At 43.2% G+C, this 16,157-nt stretch carries 13 protein-coding genes; 5 read left to right on the forward strand and 8 right to left on the reverse strand.

Annotation, left to right across the window (positions count from 1 at the left end; genetic code table 11):
- The first annotated feature begins 95 nt into the window (after positions 1-95).
- The 4 genes from N482_RS22750 (at position 96) to N482_RS22765 (ending at position 4,556) form a co-directional block, all read left to right on the forward strand.
- Positions 96-740, forward strand: coding sequence for a peroxiredoxin-like family protein (locus N482_RS22750; protein ID WP_063379222.1), 645 nt, complete (start codon positions 96-98; stop codon positions 738-740).
- A gap of 215 nt (positions 741-955) precedes the next feature.
- Complete coding sequence (locus tag N482_RS22755) at positions 956-1,687, forward strand: ABC transporter ATP-binding protein (protein WP_063379223.1); 732 nt, start codon at positions 956-958, stop codon at positions 1,685-1,687.
- Entirely contained in the window at positions 1,687-3,093 is a 1,407-nt protein-coding gene (locus N482_RS22760) for a DUF3526 domain-containing protein (RefSeq protein WP_063379224.1), read from the forward strand. Before N482_RS22755 ends, N482_RS22760 begins: the two co-directional genes overlap by 1 nt.
- Entirely contained in the window at positions 3,090-4,556 is a 1,467-nt protein-coding gene (locus tag N482_RS22765) for a DUF3526 domain-containing protein (RefSeq protein WP_063379225.1), read from the forward strand. The genes N482_RS22760 and N482_RS22765 overlap by 4 nt, the downstream gene beginning before the upstream one ends.
- 53 nt (positions 4,557-4,609) lie before the next feature.
- On the opposite strand, the gene N482_RS22770 is transcribed toward N482_RS22765, so the two are convergent.
- From N482_RS22770 to N482_RS22780, 3 genes are all read right to left on the reverse strand, one after another.
- Entirely contained in the window at positions 4,610-5,752 is a 1,143-nt protein-coding gene (locus tag N482_RS22770; protein WP_063379226.1) for an RNA polymerase sigma factor, read from the reverse strand.
- 200 nt (positions 5,753-5,952) lie between these two features.
- Positions 5,953-8,376, reverse strand: a complete 2,424-nt coding sequence (locus tag N482_RS22775; protein WP_081228197.1) for an ATP-binding protein — start codon at positions 8,374-8,376, stop codon at positions 5,953-5,955.
- Between the two features lie 288 nt (positions 8,377-8,664).
- On the reverse strand, positions 8,665-9,186 hold the full coding sequence (locus tag N482_RS22780) for an SRPBCC family protein (RefSeq protein ID WP_196763552.1): 522 nt from the start codon (positions 9,184-9,186) through the stop codon (positions 8,665-8,667).
- A gap of 96 nt (positions 9,187-9,282) precedes the next feature.
- Between N482_RS22780 and N482_RS22785 the strand changes: the two genes are divergently transcribed.
- A complete protein-coding gene (locus tag N482_RS22785; RefSeq protein ID WP_196765374.1) occupies positions 9,283-10,200 on the forward strand; it encodes a LysR family transcriptional regulator in 918 nt (305 codons plus the stop codon).
- Here the strand turns inward: N482_RS22785 and N482_RS22790 are convergent.
- The 5 genes from N482_RS22790 to N482_RS22810 form a co-directional block, all read right to left on the reverse strand.
- Positions 10,186-10,740, reverse strand: a complete 555-nt coding sequence (locus tag N482_RS22790; protein ID WP_063379229.1) for a hypothetical protein — start codon at positions 10,738-10,740, stop codon at positions 10,186-10,188. The two genes, N482_RS22785 and N482_RS22790, sit on opposite strands and share 15 nt — an antisense overlap.
- Before the next feature lie 305 nt (positions 10,741-11,045).
- A complete protein-coding gene (locus tag N482_RS22795) occupies positions 11,046-13,397 on the reverse strand; it encodes a hybrid sensor histidine kinase/response regulator (RefSeq protein ID WP_063379230.1) in 2,352 nt (783 codons plus the stop codon).
- On the reverse strand, positions 13,394-14,422 hold the full coding sequence (locus N482_RS22800; protein WP_063379231.1) for a cytochrome-c peroxidase: 1,029 nt from the start codon (positions 14,420-14,422) through the stop codon (positions 13,394-13,396). Before N482_RS22800 ends, N482_RS22795 begins: the two co-directional genes overlap by 4 nt.
- 214 nt (positions 14,423-14,636) lie before the next feature.
- Entirely contained in the window at positions 14,637-14,906 is a 270-nt protein-coding gene (locus N482_RS22805; RefSeq protein WP_419555064.1) for an SDR family NAD(P)-dependent oxidoreductase, read from the reverse strand.
- Between the two features lie 61 nt (positions 14,907-14,967).
- Positions 14,968-16,155, reverse strand: a complete 1,188-nt coding sequence (locus N482_RS22810) for an NAD(P)/FAD-dependent oxidoreductase (protein WP_063379233.1) — start codon at positions 16,153-16,155, stop codon at positions 14,968-14,970.
- Positions 16,156-16,157: the final 2 nt, after the last annotated feature.

Raw genomic sequence — 16,157 nt, forward strand, 5'->3', positions numbered from 1 at the left:
AAAAGCCACCTTGTTCAAAGCTGTATCAACGTTGTTGAAACTAAATACACACTCTACACTTAGCGTTAATAACCAATTGAACTGAGTGCACCCTTATGGCATCACTGGCGCAAGCTTTGCGTGAATTCAAGCAAACCTATGAACAGTCGGCTCCAGCAGAAATATTGGAAACCCTCAGCCGTAATGTCTCATTGTTACAACAGCAACGGATCCACGCAAAAGGCCCACAAGTTTCAGAACCAATGCCAAATGGTACGCTCTTTGACAACAAAGGTAATGCTGTTAATTTGCATGCTTTGCTGCAACGCCCTCTCATTATTACCTTTTTCCGTGGCGGCTGGTGCCCCTACTGCATGCTGGAGTTGCAAACATGGGAGCAATTAATCAATGAACAACCATTGATGCCGAACCTTATTGCAGTATCTGGCGAAAAACAAAGTTTTACCGAGCAAGTACAACAGGACAATGCGCTCAGCTTTCCCGTACTTATTGACCCTAACTTTTCTGTTATGGAACAATTTGGATTGGTCTATGAGGTCAATGATACACTGCAACAGGTGTTACTAAAATGGGGCGTTGATCTCACAGAACGTACTGCACGCAAAGAGTTCGCGCTGCCTATCCCCGCCACCTATATCATCGATTCAGGCGGTATCGTCCAGTATGCTTTTGTTGAAGAAGATTATACTTCGCGGGCAGAGCCCAGTGAGGTACTGGCTATTTATCAGCGACTTAAATAAGTAAAAGTCGTAAAACCCAATGTCATGCTGTGCTAGCTTTCATTTCATCTCATTTGATTAGTATGAATAGCTTGTTCCTCTTTTAATTCACACCACAACCTGATACAAATTGTTATGTTATAACGAATTATAAACTCAGGTGTTCTATGAATATGTATAAACCGCAATCATGTCCCTGCTTATTCCCAATTCTCGTACTTTAAGGATTCTACTCAATGCAAACACAACCAAAGCGTCCTGTCATTCAAATAGACAACTTAGTCAAAACATTCGCTGATCATACGGCGCTTCAAGGGCTAAGTTTGACAGTTAATCAAGGAGAGATACTCGCTTTACTTGGCCCAAATGGCGCAGGAAAAACTACAGCAATTAATTGCTTACTGGGCTTTTTAAAACCCGATAAAGGCTGTATTTCAGTAGCTGGGTACAGTCCTCAAAAAGACGTAGCATTAGTTCGCCAACAGCTTGCTTACATCCCAGAACAAGTTGCACTATACCCACGTTTATCAGGCCTTGAGAATCTGGCCTACTTTAGCAAAGTTGCCAAAGTGGCAATGGCTGACTGCGATTTTAGAGCCCTGCTTGACACTGTATCACTGCCCAATCACGCCATTGATCAGCCAGTATCCGGCTACTCAAAGGGCATGCGGCAAAAGGTTGGCATTGCGATTGCCTTGGCAAAAAAATCAAAAGCCTTGATTCTGGACGAACCTACCTCTGGTCTCGACCCTTCTGCAAGCCATGAATTTAGCCAATTGATTCAGCGCTTGGCGCGGCAAGGGGTTGCTATTTTAATGGCCACGCATGACCTTTTCCGCGCTCAAGAAGATGCCCATCGTGTAGCGATTATTAATAAGGGCAAACTGGTTGAAACTTTACATTATCAACAGCTTCAAGAAACACAGTTAGAAGCTCACTACTTAAAACACATCAAGGTGGGTGCATAATGTTCAGAGAAACGCTTACGAAAGAGTGGTTAGATGCCAAACGCCAGGGACAACTGTGGTGGTTATCCCTTATAGCATCCTTACTTCTTTTACTCGCTTGCACTACAGGCTGGCAAAGCTATCAGAGTTATCAAAGTGATGCCAAAGAAGTAGCACAGCAAGAACAAATGCGCTGGCTCAATCAAGGTGAAAAAGGTCCTCATTCAGCAGCGCACTATGGCATTTACGTGATTAAACCGGCTACCCCGTTAGTTGCCCTTGATGATGGATTACAAGAATATCAAGGAAACGTCGTGCGACTTGAAGCACACACTCGAAATGATGGAATGTTTCGAACAGTACAAGATAATCTCCCGATGGCGCGTTTTGGTTCACTTACACCAGCGTTCGTGCTGCAAGTCCTTTTACCGCTGTTGATACTTTTAATCGGCTACCCAATGTTCTCAGCGGAGAGAGAACAAGGTACATTGAAACAACTATTAGCGTCCGGAGTCGAGCCTTTACAGCTATTCATGGCAAAGTGCTGCGTACTATTCGCCATTTCCGCCACCTTGCTGCTGCCCGTTATTGTTTATCTGCTATTTATTCAATTCGGGCAAAGCGATACAGCCAAGCTGGCCTCTCGAAGCGCTGGTTTTTTTATGGTTTACATCAGCTATGTCGCTCTTTGGTCAATCATTACTATCGCCATGTCTTGCCTGCTGAAAAGTGCACGGCGCAGCCTCATTGCTTTATTAACAATTTGGGCGCTTTCGACTTTGCTAATACCTAAATTGGCTATGAATTACAGCACTCATGTTTACCCTCTCGACTCCAGCCAAGCATTTCAAAATCGATTAAAACGAGAAGTGTATACAGAGCATAGAGAAATGGCACTTGAACGCTTTAAGCAATCTTTGCTGCAAGAATATGCCGTTTCCTCTACTAATGAACTCCCATTTGACTTTGCAGGCGCAAGGCTGCAATTTGGTGAGCAATATGCCGACGCAATTTTTGATCGCTTGTTTGGTGAGCGCCTTGAACAATTGCAATCGCAAACAGACAGTTACTTTTTGGCAAGTTTGCTCAGCCCCATGATAGCAGTACAGTCGCTGTCTATGGCTTTTAGCGCCAGTGACTTCCATCATCATCAGCACTTTTTGGCGCAAGCGGAGCAGCATCGCCGAATGATGCAGCGCGTGCTTAATCACAATCAACGTGACCATGCGCACAAGAATAAAGGGCACTACGTCGCCAACCTTAGCTTATGGCAACAAATTCCCAAATTTGAATATCAACCATCAGCATTTACCGATCTGGCCCACCATTACCAAGTTAATTGGTTCAGTTTAATCCTGTGGCTTATTGCCTCTTTATTACTAGGCACTTTCGCAGTTCGAAAATTAACTAAGGAGCCACTACGATGAAACGGCTATTACTGAATACAGAGTTCAAAAACCTGGTACGCGAAAAAGTGACTGTCATCATTGTCGCTTTCAGCATCGTTTTGGCGGGTTTAGCTTTTGTGAATGGCCATTTTTTTAGCCAGTCGCAGAATGAGGTTGTTGAGGCGGCTTGGACAAGCCAACAACACAATATTACTGAGGCCGCAACACAATTACCACTTAGGCTATCAACCACTGAGCCTGTGCAATGGTGGCAAGATCGATACGATTTACGTGCGCAAGCTTTTTATGTCATGGTCAATTATGCAACCAAGCCGCCCTTGCCTGAATCTCCAATCGCTATTGGGCAAGCCGATGTATTACCTTATTATTTTCGAATGCTAGTTCAAGAAAAACAACAAGTTGTACAGCAGTATGACTATGTTCATCCGCTTAATTTATTGCTTGGCCAGTTTGACCTTAGCTTTGTGCTTATTTATCTGCTGCCCTTACTCATCATTGGCATATGCTTTAACGCACTGTCGAACGAACAACATAGCGGCCAACTACGCCTATTTTTATTACAAGGGGGCTCCGCAGGTCAGCTTTTAGCGATACAGATCCTATTACGAGGGGCAATCGTACTGGTGCCGTTTCTGGTGTTCAGCAACTTGCTTTTGGTGCTTTTTCGCGAGCACATTGAGCCACGGACGTTAGTTAGCTTTTCCCTGATTGCTCTGTTATATGGCTGCTTTTGGTTCGCACTATGCGCTTGGGTCAATAGCCGTGGTAAAAGCGCTGCGACCAACGCTGCAATCTTAGTGACTTGCTGGCTGTCATTTGTGGTCGTGCTGCCTGCGTTGATCAATACCTTTATTACTCACGCAAACCCAACGCCTTCTAGAATTCAGTATATAGATAGCCTCAGAGCTAGCACTGATGAGGCTAAAAAAGCCTCCGAGAAAACGTTAGCGCAATTTTTTCAAGACCACCCAGAACTTGCTAGTACCAGTGCATCAGGAAGTGATTTTGCAACTAAGAAAATAGCAACGATTAATGCTATTGAACAAGCTATGCAAGAATTGGATGAGCAGTATCAGCAAATACAACAGGCACAGCTAGGCAAGGCAATGTGGCTAGAATATTTATCTGTGGCAACTTTAACACATTCGATCTTAGTCGAACTGTCGGGTAACGGGCTTGTACGTCACAACGCATTTATGGCACAAGTGCAGCTTCACCACCAAGCCCTACAATCGTTTTTTGCTAAAGGAATCGTTGAGGCTAACCAAAATGGCGACTTTTCACCTTGTAAAGGCTGTAATGCTAGACCCACAATCACAGATCTCTCGACATTACCTCAATTTGATACGAACTTCTCGACACCAAGCGTCAATTTTGCACCTATGCTCTGGTTAATTTTATTGTCTTTACTGCTGGTCTACAGCACATCTAGAAATGTATGTGTATTAGCAAGCCCTCAAACAACAAAGATGGTGGTATAAGATAAACTTAAGGGTCAGCCTTAGCAGACTACGTATGGCTGACCCTTCGTCATTTAGAGCACCCCGTCGAGTCGACCACTTTGTATCAACCCGACAATGAGTCCTACGCAACCCCCTAATGCACCCAACCCTAAACCCAAAAACCCATTTCTTTGCTGTTTAGCAAGGCGCTGATATGCAGTGTCATCATACTTAGCTTCTCTTAACAAACGCACTCGGTTAGCCGCAGCCATACTGAGTACAAACCGAGTAACCCCTACCAATAAGCACACGAAGCTCAAAACTGGCATGAGCCACCCCGACGTATACATATAGGCCAAGCTCATTAATACCGCACTGATTACTATCCAAATGTTGGTTTGCTTGCGCTCTTTGTGTAGCCGTATTTTAACCTGAGGATCGTCAAAATGAGCAAGTGCCCGTTTGGCACTATAGTTATTAGCAAGCAGCGCTGCGCCGCCACCAAATACCGCCCCACCTAGCATTGCAAATAATTTAATGAACCAAGAACTTTGACTACTTGCCAACATCGAACCCGTTGAGGCAGCAGCTATGGGAGAAGAGGTAACACCCAGAGCCACCAACGCGGTGGACAAGCCGACTGGCGCACTCGCTAACAACACTTTGCCATACTGTGCCAACATTTGCTCTTTGAGCACAGCACGTGTGCGCTGCAAGCGCTTCCTAACCAAACCTTCGCTGATCCCCAATAAGCTGCCTACGGCACGAGAGTTTTGCTCTTCACGATAAAATAGCACAATCACTTCTCGGCTTTCTTCTGGTAAGTTTTCAAGTAAGTGATTTAATACCTCATTTTGCTGCTGTCGAATAAGCGCTTTGTCATGACCTGCTCGTGTGTCAGATAGTTGTGCCAATAGCGCTTCAACCTCCTCAGTGCTCATGATTTTGTGGTCGGTACGGTGTAAATCTCTCACATAATTCAGTGCCGTGTAACGTGTTAGTTGACGTACCCAAGGCAAAATACTGGCATTGCTTTTCAGCTCATTCAGTTTTTGCCATACCTTGATAAACACCTTCTGCGTCACATCTTCACTGTGGGTAACGTCTTTAGTAATGGCCAATGAAATACTACTCACCACATTAGATAATCGCTCAATAAGCTGTGAAAACGCTTCCTCATCACCATTTTTTGCTCGCTGTACCAATTGCTCCAGCTGTACATCAATGCGACTCATAGTACCTCCTTGCTTAATTTCCATATGTTTCGTTGTGTCGTTCAACATTATCATATCGCCCCGTTTTGACTAGCTTCTATACATAGTCACAACACACTCTCAAACTGTGACTTAAAATAATAAATTTCTATAAAGTGAGTTAGAGATTTGGCAGAGCTTCTAAAATTTCAGTAAACAAGGACATTCATGATTTAACTTAACTACTTCGCTAAGGGCAGTGTGATCACAAAGCTCGCGCCTTGTTGCTTTTCAGGCGTTTGAAGCTCTATTTTGCCGTTAAATTCAGTTCGAATAATATTGTAAACTCGACTCAGCCCTAAACCACCTCCGCCTTGATTAAGTGCTTGCGAGGCAAAAGGTATAAAAATATTACCTTCGATGCTAGGTGAGATACCGCTTCCATTGTCACGATACGTGATTACCGCTGCGTGCAAATGCTTATCAAAATGGGCATCTAGCCAGATATGCCCGTAATCTAAAGATATAAAACCATGTTTGAGTGAGTTTTCAATCAGTTTAGTGAGTACTTCATCAATGGCTTCAATCGAGCCACGCAAATTAAGGCCATCATCAATGTTAATATCAAATTGAATATTTTTACGTCCAAGTGTTGCTGCAAACTTCTCGACAATTTGCGTTGCCAATAACTTAAGTTGAAATTCACCTCGCTCTAGCTTTACATCATGGCTGTAATGCAAATTCTGAAACCGCTCACTGAGGCTCAACAACGCGTTCAGGCTCGTATCATTCGATTTCAGACTTAGTTGAATGACTTCTAAACTTTGCACTAAGTCCGATTTTTTAAGCTGATCATGTGCTAGGGCATACTGTAGCTGTTCAACTTTCGAAGCAATGGTGGACTCAGCGGTGGCAATATTCCCAAGCGGTGTGTTTATTTCATGAGCCATACCAACCACCATGCTCGTCATGGAGACCATTTTTTCTGCTTCAATGAGTTCGTTTTGAGTCTGCTGTAATGTCAGAATAGAGTCTTGCAGTTTTGCGGTTTTCTCGGTCAGCTGTTCATTGGCCATTTGAAGTTCAGCGGTTTTTGAGGCCACATTTTCATCCAATGTCATATTTGAAACTTTAAGCTTCTGCTCAATCTCTTTCAACTCAGTAATATCTGTTATCACGCCTTCAATGTGCTTTTGGTTATCGCTATAACCTCCTCGCTCGATCATCCATCGCACTTGCCCATTTTTATGAATAACTCGGTAAACCACTTTAAAGCGCCCACTGGTATCGAGCGTCTCTTGGATAACTTGCCATACCATACCTTGATCATCGGGGCAGATAATATCGGCAAATGCCAACGATTTGTTGTTAATAAAGTCCTCGGCATGGTAGCCCGTTGCTAACTCCACTGCGCCATTTAAATAGAGCATGGTCCAATATTTATCATTCTTGCATCGATACACAATAGAAGGAATTTTATCCACTAACGTTTCGTAACGAAGTTTCTCCTCAGCCAACGACGCTGATGCATCTTTGAGGTGTTTGACATACGCTTTATTACGCCGATGAAAGTACGCAAACAACAGAGTTAAAATGATGACTTCCGCCGCAATGCTCAGAAAAGCCATGGTCTGTAATGCAGTAAATGCACTTTTAATTTTATCAGTAACAGGTTGTAGTGGCATGGATGTCATAAATACCCAACCTTGAGAGTCAATCGTAGACATCGTATAAAGCCGTTGTTTATGGACCAAATAAGCGGCACTGTGGGACCAAAGGCGTTGATAAGCCTCATTCCAATCACGCACCATAACCTGAGTATTGAAGTCTCGGTCGTTACCCACTTGCAATAACCCCTCGATATCAGAAGCAACGACCAAACCTTTTTCATTGAGTAGAATAAACTCACTTTGTTGCTCGCCTTTTAACAGCTTCGCATTATCAAGCAAGCTTTGTAGCGTGATATCGTGTCCTACTGAGCCACGCCATACCCCGTTGACATATACCGGTGTCACTGCCGACAACATCAACAGATCTGGTATTGGGTCTTGCATCAAAGGGGTCCAATATGTATCTGGCGGCGCATTGGGTATCAACCAAGCACTGCCTAAATAGCTAAACCCTTTAGGCGCTTTGAAAACGAAATCCGGCTCTTGAGGCCAGTAAATGACAATGCCACCATCTTCGCTCATAAACCAAGTATCTGAAAATTGATTAGATAGTGCCCCTTGCCCGAACACTTCAACGGTTTCTTTGACAAGCATTAGGTGCCGCGACTTTTCAGCTGTTAGCGCAACGTCTGCTGGCAAAAAAATACCCGCTTGTTCAAGGCCGCTAAATACAGCTTCTCGCGTTCGAACTGAACCATCTGGGTAGGGCTGGGTTATACTTGCAAGGCTATTTTTTGTGTTTAAATTTTCTTGTTCTAAGTGAGTTTGTACGGCTTTAGCCAATCGAAATGAAGATGCTGATGCATAACGCAGCCTCTGCTCTATGCGCTCAGCAATGAAACCGGCTTGCCATGCCCGTTGCTCCTTTATTTCAAACAGCTCTTTTTCAATTAGATTTGATTGCTCCATTACACTAAAGTAAAGCAAAATCATCAGCACCAAAAAAGCTGATACAGGAGGCATGAACCAAGGTGTCTGGCGGTATTTTATGCTCATTACCGCCCAACTATGCGCTTCGAAACAAAAAAGAGGAAGTGATACATCAATAGCTACGCTCCACACCCTAATCGGCAATACAACGAAGAACAGTATGTCAGGCAGTGCTTACAGTCTGAGTATACGAACCTTTTTAATATTGCTGAGGTGAACATTCAGTCCTTTAAGCATCGTCAAAAACTGTAAATTTTCAACTTTGAGTTGTATCAAAGTACTTAGGTCACTCGTCCAAATACCCCACCTGAATGTATTTGCATTTTACCGCCAATGAGCAAAGATACGCTGTGACTAAGTCGCCGCTAGCAACTTTTTGTCTGAGCTTACCTTGCGTTTACTGGGGTTGCCTGTTTCTATATAAGCCTTCAAATCCTGCAAAATATCTGAAAATGCTTTATAAAGACCCAGCTTTAAAATTGGATACAGCAACTTCCCTATCAATTTTAATGTCACATTGCTATGCCAATACACTATAGTCTGCCCCTCGGATGTAGCCGTCAGCTCAATCGTCACTTTGTTTTTTACAACTGGCAATTTAGGACCTCGCTCTTTGACTGGAATCACCTCAAAAACTAAAGTGTGTGATGTTTCATCAAAGCGCAAAATATTCTCTACAGCATGAAATGGCTTCTCGTGGTTTTCTAAGTTACATACGCGCCCTGCAACCGGTGTTTCGCCTTTTAGGCCATGGTTTATCTCGTAACTATGCACAACCCCACTCATCCATTTATACGCATTTGCAAAGTCTTCAGCGACTAATTTCCACACTTGTTCGATAGGTGCATTAATTGTCTGTTTGTTATGTATATTCATAGCAGTGCTTACCATTTTTATTTGCTTAATTTACTGTCTGATGCAACTATAAGCGGACTAAAAACGATACGATACAGACATTAATGGAACATTACGTTGCAAAAATCGAACATTAACTGGCAGGATCTTCACTACTTTTTGGCCATGGTACGAAGTGGTAGTGCACGTGCCACTGCTCAGCAGCTAGGCAGTAGCCATTCAACTATTACACGACGTATAGACCAGTTAGAGTCAAATTTAGGCACTAAACTATTTCTGCGGGATGTATCAGGATTTAAATTGACAGAGCAAGGCGAAACCTTGGTGAACTTTGCAGAGCAGGCAGAGTCAGCTATAGGTAGGGCATGTAATTTAATTCAAGGGCTTGATGCGCAGCTTAGCGGCGCAATACGGGTTACGACCTCAGATGCGATAGCCAATCACTTACTTATGCCGATGATAACTTCATTCAGCAAAACCTACCCAGATATAGATATTGAAGTGGTGTTATCAAGCCAAGTTATGGACTTAAACGAACGAGAAGTGGACATCGCTCTTAGGATTTTGCCCAACAATATGATGCCGCCAGAACCCTTAATAGGCCGTATGGTAGGCAAAATTGCCACCTGTTACTACGCCACGCAGGCCTATTTGACAGAGCATGATCCTTGGACTGAGCAAAGCAGCGCCAAACTCATTGGCTGGGGAGAGTTAGGTCGTTACCCTGACTGGCTAAAAACCTCGCCGTTTGCACATTTGGGGACTATCTGCCGTTTAAATCATTCAGCTATGCAGGTCGAAGCAGCTAAAGCAGGGATGGGCATAGCCCGTTTACCCTGCTTTATCGGAGATAAAACCACAGAATTAATCAGGGTGCCAAGCTGTAAGCCAGACATAGCATTTGATCTTTGGATGCTGTCCCACCACGACTCTAGAGAAGTCGCTCGGGTCCGCGCCTTCAAAACACAACTTGTGGACTTATTTGCCGCACAAAACAACCTACTACTTGGCCAAGAAGCATCAATGCAGAGCTAGTTTATAGATGGACATGTGGGCTTTACCACCTGCTTTATCGGTCAAATTTGGTGCAAAGTACAATGCAGACACAGAAGATTTAACCACGCCTTTATCTAATGACCAGTCGGGTGTCCAATCAGGGCGTGTAAAGCTTGTGATATCAATGTGAGCAGAGGTTTGTGTCACAGCAATCGGCAATACAACTTGATAGTGAGCATAGCTTTTATCACCTTCGCCACCGTAGTCTTTTTGTGACAGTTTAATAACTAAAGGCCGATCACTTTGATAGGTTAACTCGATACTCGATACCCCGCTCAAATTACCTGCGGGGATATCGTAAATGAGTTCTACCCAAGAGTTATTTGCTTTGTCTACACGGGGCACTCTATCAAACCCAATTTTCACCCTGTTATCCTGAACTAAGGGTTCTTCTAAGATCACCTGACTACCATGAGGGTCTGTGGCATAACGCCAATTGTCTTCAACAAATGTTTGAGCTAGCTGTGTGCTAGTACAGCCAACAAGCATTAACAAACTACATATAGATATGATGCGCATCCAATTTTCCTTAATCATTTTTTGAAGAATAATAATGAATCACGCCGCTGTTACAAAGGTAATTGCGTTTAGTCACCAGCATAAAGGACTAATCACAAGCTCAACTTAGCCATATTTTGTTTCTGAAACAATTTGAGATAGCCGCATCACCTTTGTTCCTGATGCCTCTATAACGTAGGTAGTTACAAGGTTGGTAACTTAAAGTCTTAATGTAATTGTTTGAAAAACTTATTCTCGCCATGAGCATTGTGACAGCCTTAATGACATGCCAATTGATGAGATTGCTCTTTGGGCAGTTATATCAATTATTGATCGGCTAAATCTGCATGCTGTTTAAACACATCTTCTAACTCACTCATTTTGAAAGGTTTACCTAAATGGCCATTCATGCCAATTGCAAAATATTTATCAATTTCTGACTGCATCACATTCGCCGTTAATGCGATAATGATAAGTGTATCTGCGTCATAGCTTTGCCGAATAACTTTCGTGGCTTCTACACCGTCCATTACAGGCATTTGAATATCCATAAGCACCATATCAAATGCACCGTCGCAGGTATTAATGACATCCACCGCTTCTTGCCCGTTTACAGCAACGTCTACTTCTAGCCCATTAATACGCCCAAGTAGTTTCAAGGCCACAATTCGATTTATCTCATTGTCTTCAACTAGTAACACCCTTAGCTGAGAGCCTTGTAATACGTCCGATGATACGTCACCTGTCGCCTTAGTCGCTTCACCACGGCCTGTTACCCGACCACCAATACTAGCAGTACTAGTCGTTCCATCACAGGGGCGAGTTAGCGCATCAATTAAGTCACGCTTAAGCAGTGGCTTATACAAAATAGGATAATCCAAATCCGTTTTAATGAACTCTTCTGTATGCGCCGTATATATAACAACCCGTTTTGGCAGTACGTTGAGGCTCTCGAGTTTTTTAAGCAGCTCATTAGCTTCGTAATCAGGTAGTACCCAATCAAGCAGTAGAATATCAAATTGAGATTCAGACAAGCACAACTGTGCTTCACTCCCTCGTGTAGCACCAGTCACCTCTAAGCCCAATGAACACGCTATGTTAGTACTGACTTCCAAATAAATTGGGTCATCTTCCACGATTAACATCGAGCCACGCATGTTCACCACGATTTCAGGTTCTTCATTACACACGGTATCCAGCGGCAATGTTACTGTAAATTTAGAGCCTTGCCCTAAAGTACTTTCAACATGAATTTCACCATGCATTAGCTCCGTTAATAACTTACAAATCGTTAGCCCCAGTCCCGTGCCGCCATATTTTCTTGTCGTGGATGACTCTGCTTGCGTAAATCGTTCAAATAACAATGCAACCTTATCGTCTGCAATACCAATACCGGTGTCTATGATTGAGATCTCTACCCACTCTTTGCCATGCTCTTTGCTCTTGTTACGAACGCTAAGCGTCACTGTTCCTTGCTCAGTGAATTTGACCGCATTGGAGGCAAAGTTGAGCATAATCTGATTAATGCGAACAGGATCACCCACATATTGGTCGTTCAACTCCGGGTCTAAATCAAATATCAGTTTGATCCCTTTCGTATTTGCTATCGGCGTTATCAAAGAACGTAAGTTATCGAGTAAGTCTTCAAATTGAAAAGGCACATATTCTATATGTAGCTTTTTAGATTCTATCTTAGAAAAGTCTAAAATATCGTTAATGATCGTTGTGAGGGCATTAGCCGAAAAGCGCACTTTTTCAAGGTAGTTACGCTGTATAGATGTAAGCTCAGTATTAAGCAAAATGTCTGTCAGTCCTAGAATTCCATTCATTGGAGTACGAATTTCATGGGACATATTCGATACAAATAGAGACTTGGTTTCAGCGGCTTGATTGGCCAATTGATTCGCCTTTTTCAAATCCATCATCAAGCGAGCCAAAGCGGTGATCACCAACAAAAAGATCACTGCCAAAAGCAGAATGATAGAACGTATCATCTCCCAGTAAGTATCTTTGATATTCTCACCCAGTAACTGGTTATCTTTTAAAATGACACGAGAAATCTCACTTTCTTGAATGGGCACTAATAAGTTCGAAGCCTGTAGCGCGTTTTCTAGAACAAACTCAACATGTAGTCGCATTATCCTAAATCTAGGCTCCGCTGCTTCTAGTTGCTTAAGCGTCGGCAAGATCGCTTCAAGTTGAGCACCAACATTTTCAATCACCGGGATGGAGTTAGCCACCATTAGATTAGAAATAAGTGATACCACACGGCTTATTACACTTTGTGCTTGAGGTGCATACTCTGCGCTTACCAACTCTTGCTTAACGATGTATCGATATGATGTTTTTAGCATCGAAGCCAATTGCATATAGGTGTCGATAGTCTCCTGTAACTTATCTAACTCTGTGGCAAGTTCTTGGTTTAATAAGTTATTTAAAGCCAATTCATTGAGGTAGCGCTCAAATTCCAATTGCTTTTGCGCATGCCTGTCAAAATGGTAAATATTGCTATCCATCGCAGACAGAGTTTCAAGTGATAGCTCCGTTGCCACCAAATTGAGGCGGCTTTTCAATTCCAACTCATGTTGGTGTCGATTAAGAAGGTGGTAAGCGTCAATGGCGGCAAAGCCAAAAAACCATATCAACCCTAGCAGTATTGCTTCGATTAGATATTTCACTCTGTCAAAGACCTCGGTAATTCACCAGAAAAAGCATGTAAAAGTGCCTCAATATCTGCGACATCCTCGTCACTAAGCTCTAGGCCCAACTGCCCTCTTGCCATAATTCGGATTGCATCAGCCAGCTCATCGACAGAGCCATTGTGAAAATAAGGAGATGTATAGGCGACATTTCTCAAACTTGGCACTTTAAATACAAATTTATCTTGTTCATTTTTAGTCAATTCATATCGACCAAAATCATCCTGCAAACTCGTAGGCACTCTGTCTAACCGGCCTATTTTTTGATATAGATTGCCACCAATATTGCGCCCCTGATGGCAAGTTACACAACCATAATTAACAAACTTATCATATCCTCTTTTTTGTTGGGGGCTCAGTGCATTGGTATCACCGAGTAAAAACGCATCAATAGGGGTATTTTCGGAAACCAAAGACTCTTCAAAAGCCACAATGGCTTTGATGATGTTTTGCTCTGTGATCCCCTCTTCAGAGAGGACATTAAAACTACTGACAAAACCGGGCTGAGCACTGAGCTTGTCAATCACTTGTGCCCAGTTAGTTCCCATCTCAAATGGATTATGAATAGGTTGAGGTGCTTGTTCTATTAAATCTGAACTGCGGCCATCCCAAAATTGACGAAAGTTGAAAACCGCATTTATCACCGTTGGAGAATTGCGCTCGCCCAATTGCTGCTTGATGCCCACTGAAACAGGAAACCCATCATCCCCCCCGTTATACAAGTCGTGACACGAGGCGCAAGAAGTGGAGTTATCGGCCGAAAGTAACGGACTTTTGAATAGCGCCTTACCCAGTTTGGCCCACGCCAAATCGTATTCCATCACCTTAGGTAATGGTTGAATGGGGGCATCAACTGCACGCTCTAAAAACCGCATTTTGATGACGCTGCGTTCGGTATTTTGCTTCCAGCGATATTTTTGCTCTGTCTTATGAAACTGAACCACAAGGCTGAGACAAACACATATTAGTAAGCCAGTGATCAGCAACACATATCTTGTACTCATTTATACATCCTTGCTGAACTCTTATTTCGTCTAAGATTAGATACAAATAAGTATAGACACAACACACCCAAGTGCTTGTTTAATTTATGAACTGAGTGGAATAACTATGCGGTAATTTAGCCACACTCAATTCACGAAGAAACGTGGCGTTCAACTGCTGTAATATCTGATTTCGGTGCTAATAATAAATGGCTTTGGTCGGTCAATGTCGTAGTCAAAATATGACATTGACCGACCCGAGCAAAAAACTTAAGGTTGTTGGCGCGTTGTAGCAATTTAGATCTCTCGGATACACATTTGCTGGGGTTGCTCTTGAATGAACAATGCTGTACTGGCAATATGCAGCATGGTTTGGAAACGTTTTCTTACCAGCAATTGAACTGACATAGACAATTGTACCGCCACGTCGCGCTTTCATTGGCGCAAGTACCGATTGCATCGTATTCAATAGTGCTAATACATTGACACCAAACATCCTATGCAAATCACTACTGTCTTCGTTCCAATTTAAATTGTCTTCGCTTTAATTAACTCAAATCAAATCACTAACACACCTGCCCGCATGCCCAGCCGCTTGACCAAGCGTATTGGAAGTTATAACCACCAAGCCAGCCGGTGACTTCGGTCACTTCGCCAATAAAGAAGAGGCCTTTGGCTTTTTTCGCTTCAAAGGTTTTGGAGCTCAGTTCATCGCTGTTAACACCACCTAATGTTACTTCTGCGGTCCGGTAGCCTTCAGTGCCATTAGGCTTTATTTGCCATGCGCTTAATGTGCGGGCGATTATGTCGATCTCGCCATGAGAAAGCTGATTAGCGGGTTTATCTGGTACGGTATTTTCTGCAATTAGCGCATCAACAAAACGCTTGGGCAATAGTTGGCCAAGTAGATTTTTTAGTGACTTTTGCCCTTGGTTTTGGCGCCAATCATGTAATAGCTCTGCAATGTTAGTGTTTGGGAGCAAGTTGATGCTCACCGCCTGCCCCGCCTCCCAAAATGATGAGATCTGTAAAATAGCAGGACCTGATAGGCCTCGGTGTGTAAATAAGATGTTTTCTCTAAATTGTGTGCCATCTTCGCTGGTCACTAAACTGTCGACACTGATCCCTGAAAGCCCTTCAAAGCGCGCTTTGTCATGATCATGCAGTGTAAAAGGCACCAATGCAGCGGTAGTCGGTAATAACTGCAAGCCAAACTGCTCCGCAATTTTATACCCGATTGGGGATGCTCCCAGCTTTGGCATAGTGAGCCCGCCAGAAGCCACCACCAAAGATTCACAGGTAAACGTATGATCAGACGTTGTTACTATATATGTACCTTGCTCATCGCGAGACACTTTAAGCACCTCGTTTCGCAAGAAGACTTCGACCCCAGCCCATTCGCATTCAGTCATCAGAATATCCACAATGTCTTGTGCGCTGTTATCACAAAATAATTGACCGAGTGTTTTATGATGATAGGCAAGCCCATGACGGTCAACCAACTCAATAAAATCATGCTGGGTGTAACGACTTAAACTGGACTTCACAAAGTGAGGATTTGCGCACAGGTAGTTTTCTGGGCTGGCATTTTCATTGGTAAAATTGCAACGTCCACCGCCACTAATGAGAATTTTTCTTCCCACTCTTTTACCCATATCAACAACAGCCACCTTGCGTCCACGATAGCCCGCTTGCGCCGCACACATTAATCCAGCTGCACCAGCACCGATGATCACTACGTCATATTGCAACATTG

Source organism: Pseudoalteromonas luteoviolacea NCIMB 1942, assembly GCF_001625595.1.
In the GTDB taxonomy this organism is placed as follows: domain Bacteria; phylum Pseudomonadota; class Gammaproteobacteria; order Enterobacterales; family Alteromonadaceae; genus Pseudoalteromonas; species Pseudoalteromonas luteoviolacea_A.

Excerpts from the sequence above, each read along its gene's own strand:
- N482_RS22790 (WP_063379229.1), bottom strand. The coding sequence starts at position 10,740 with ATGCGCATCATATCTATATGTAGTTTGTTAATGCTTGTTGGCTGTACT.
- N482_RS22750 (WP_063379222.1), top strand. The coding sequence starts at position 96 with ATGGCATCACTGGCGCAAGCTTTGCGTGAATTCAAGCAAACCTATGAA.
- N482_RS22810 (WP_063379233.1), bottom strand. The coding sequence starts at position 16,155 with ATGTTGCAATATGACGTAGTGATCATCGGTGCTGGTGCAGCTGGATTA.
- N482_RS22800 (WP_063379231.1), bottom strand. The coding sequence starts at position 14,422 with ATGAGTACAAGATATGTGTTGCTGATCACTGGCTTACTAATATGTGTT.
- N482_RS22775 (WP_081228197.1), bottom strand. The coding sequence starts at position 8,376 with ATGAGCATAAAATACCGCCAGACACCTTGGTTCATGCCTCCTGTATCA.
- N482_RS22760 (WP_063379224.1), top strand. The coding sequence starts at position 1,687 with ATGTTCAGAGAAACGCTTACGAAAGAGTGGTTAGATGCCAAACGCCAG.
- N482_RS22780 (WP_196763552.1), bottom strand. The coding sequence starts at position 9,186 with ATGAATATACATAACAAACAGACAATTAATGCACCTATCGAACAAGTG.
- N482_RS22770 (WP_063379226.1), bottom strand. The coding sequence starts at position 5,752 with ATGAGTCGCATTGATGTACAGCTGGAGCAATTGGTACAGCGAGCAAAA.
- N482_RS22755 (WP_063379223.1), top strand. The coding sequence starts at position 956 with ATGCAAACACAACCAAAGCGTCCTGTCATTCAAATAGACAACTTAGTC.
- N482_RS22765 (WP_063379225.1), top strand. The coding sequence starts at position 3,090 with ATGAAACGGCTATTACTGAATACAGAGTTCAAAAACCTGGTACGCGAA.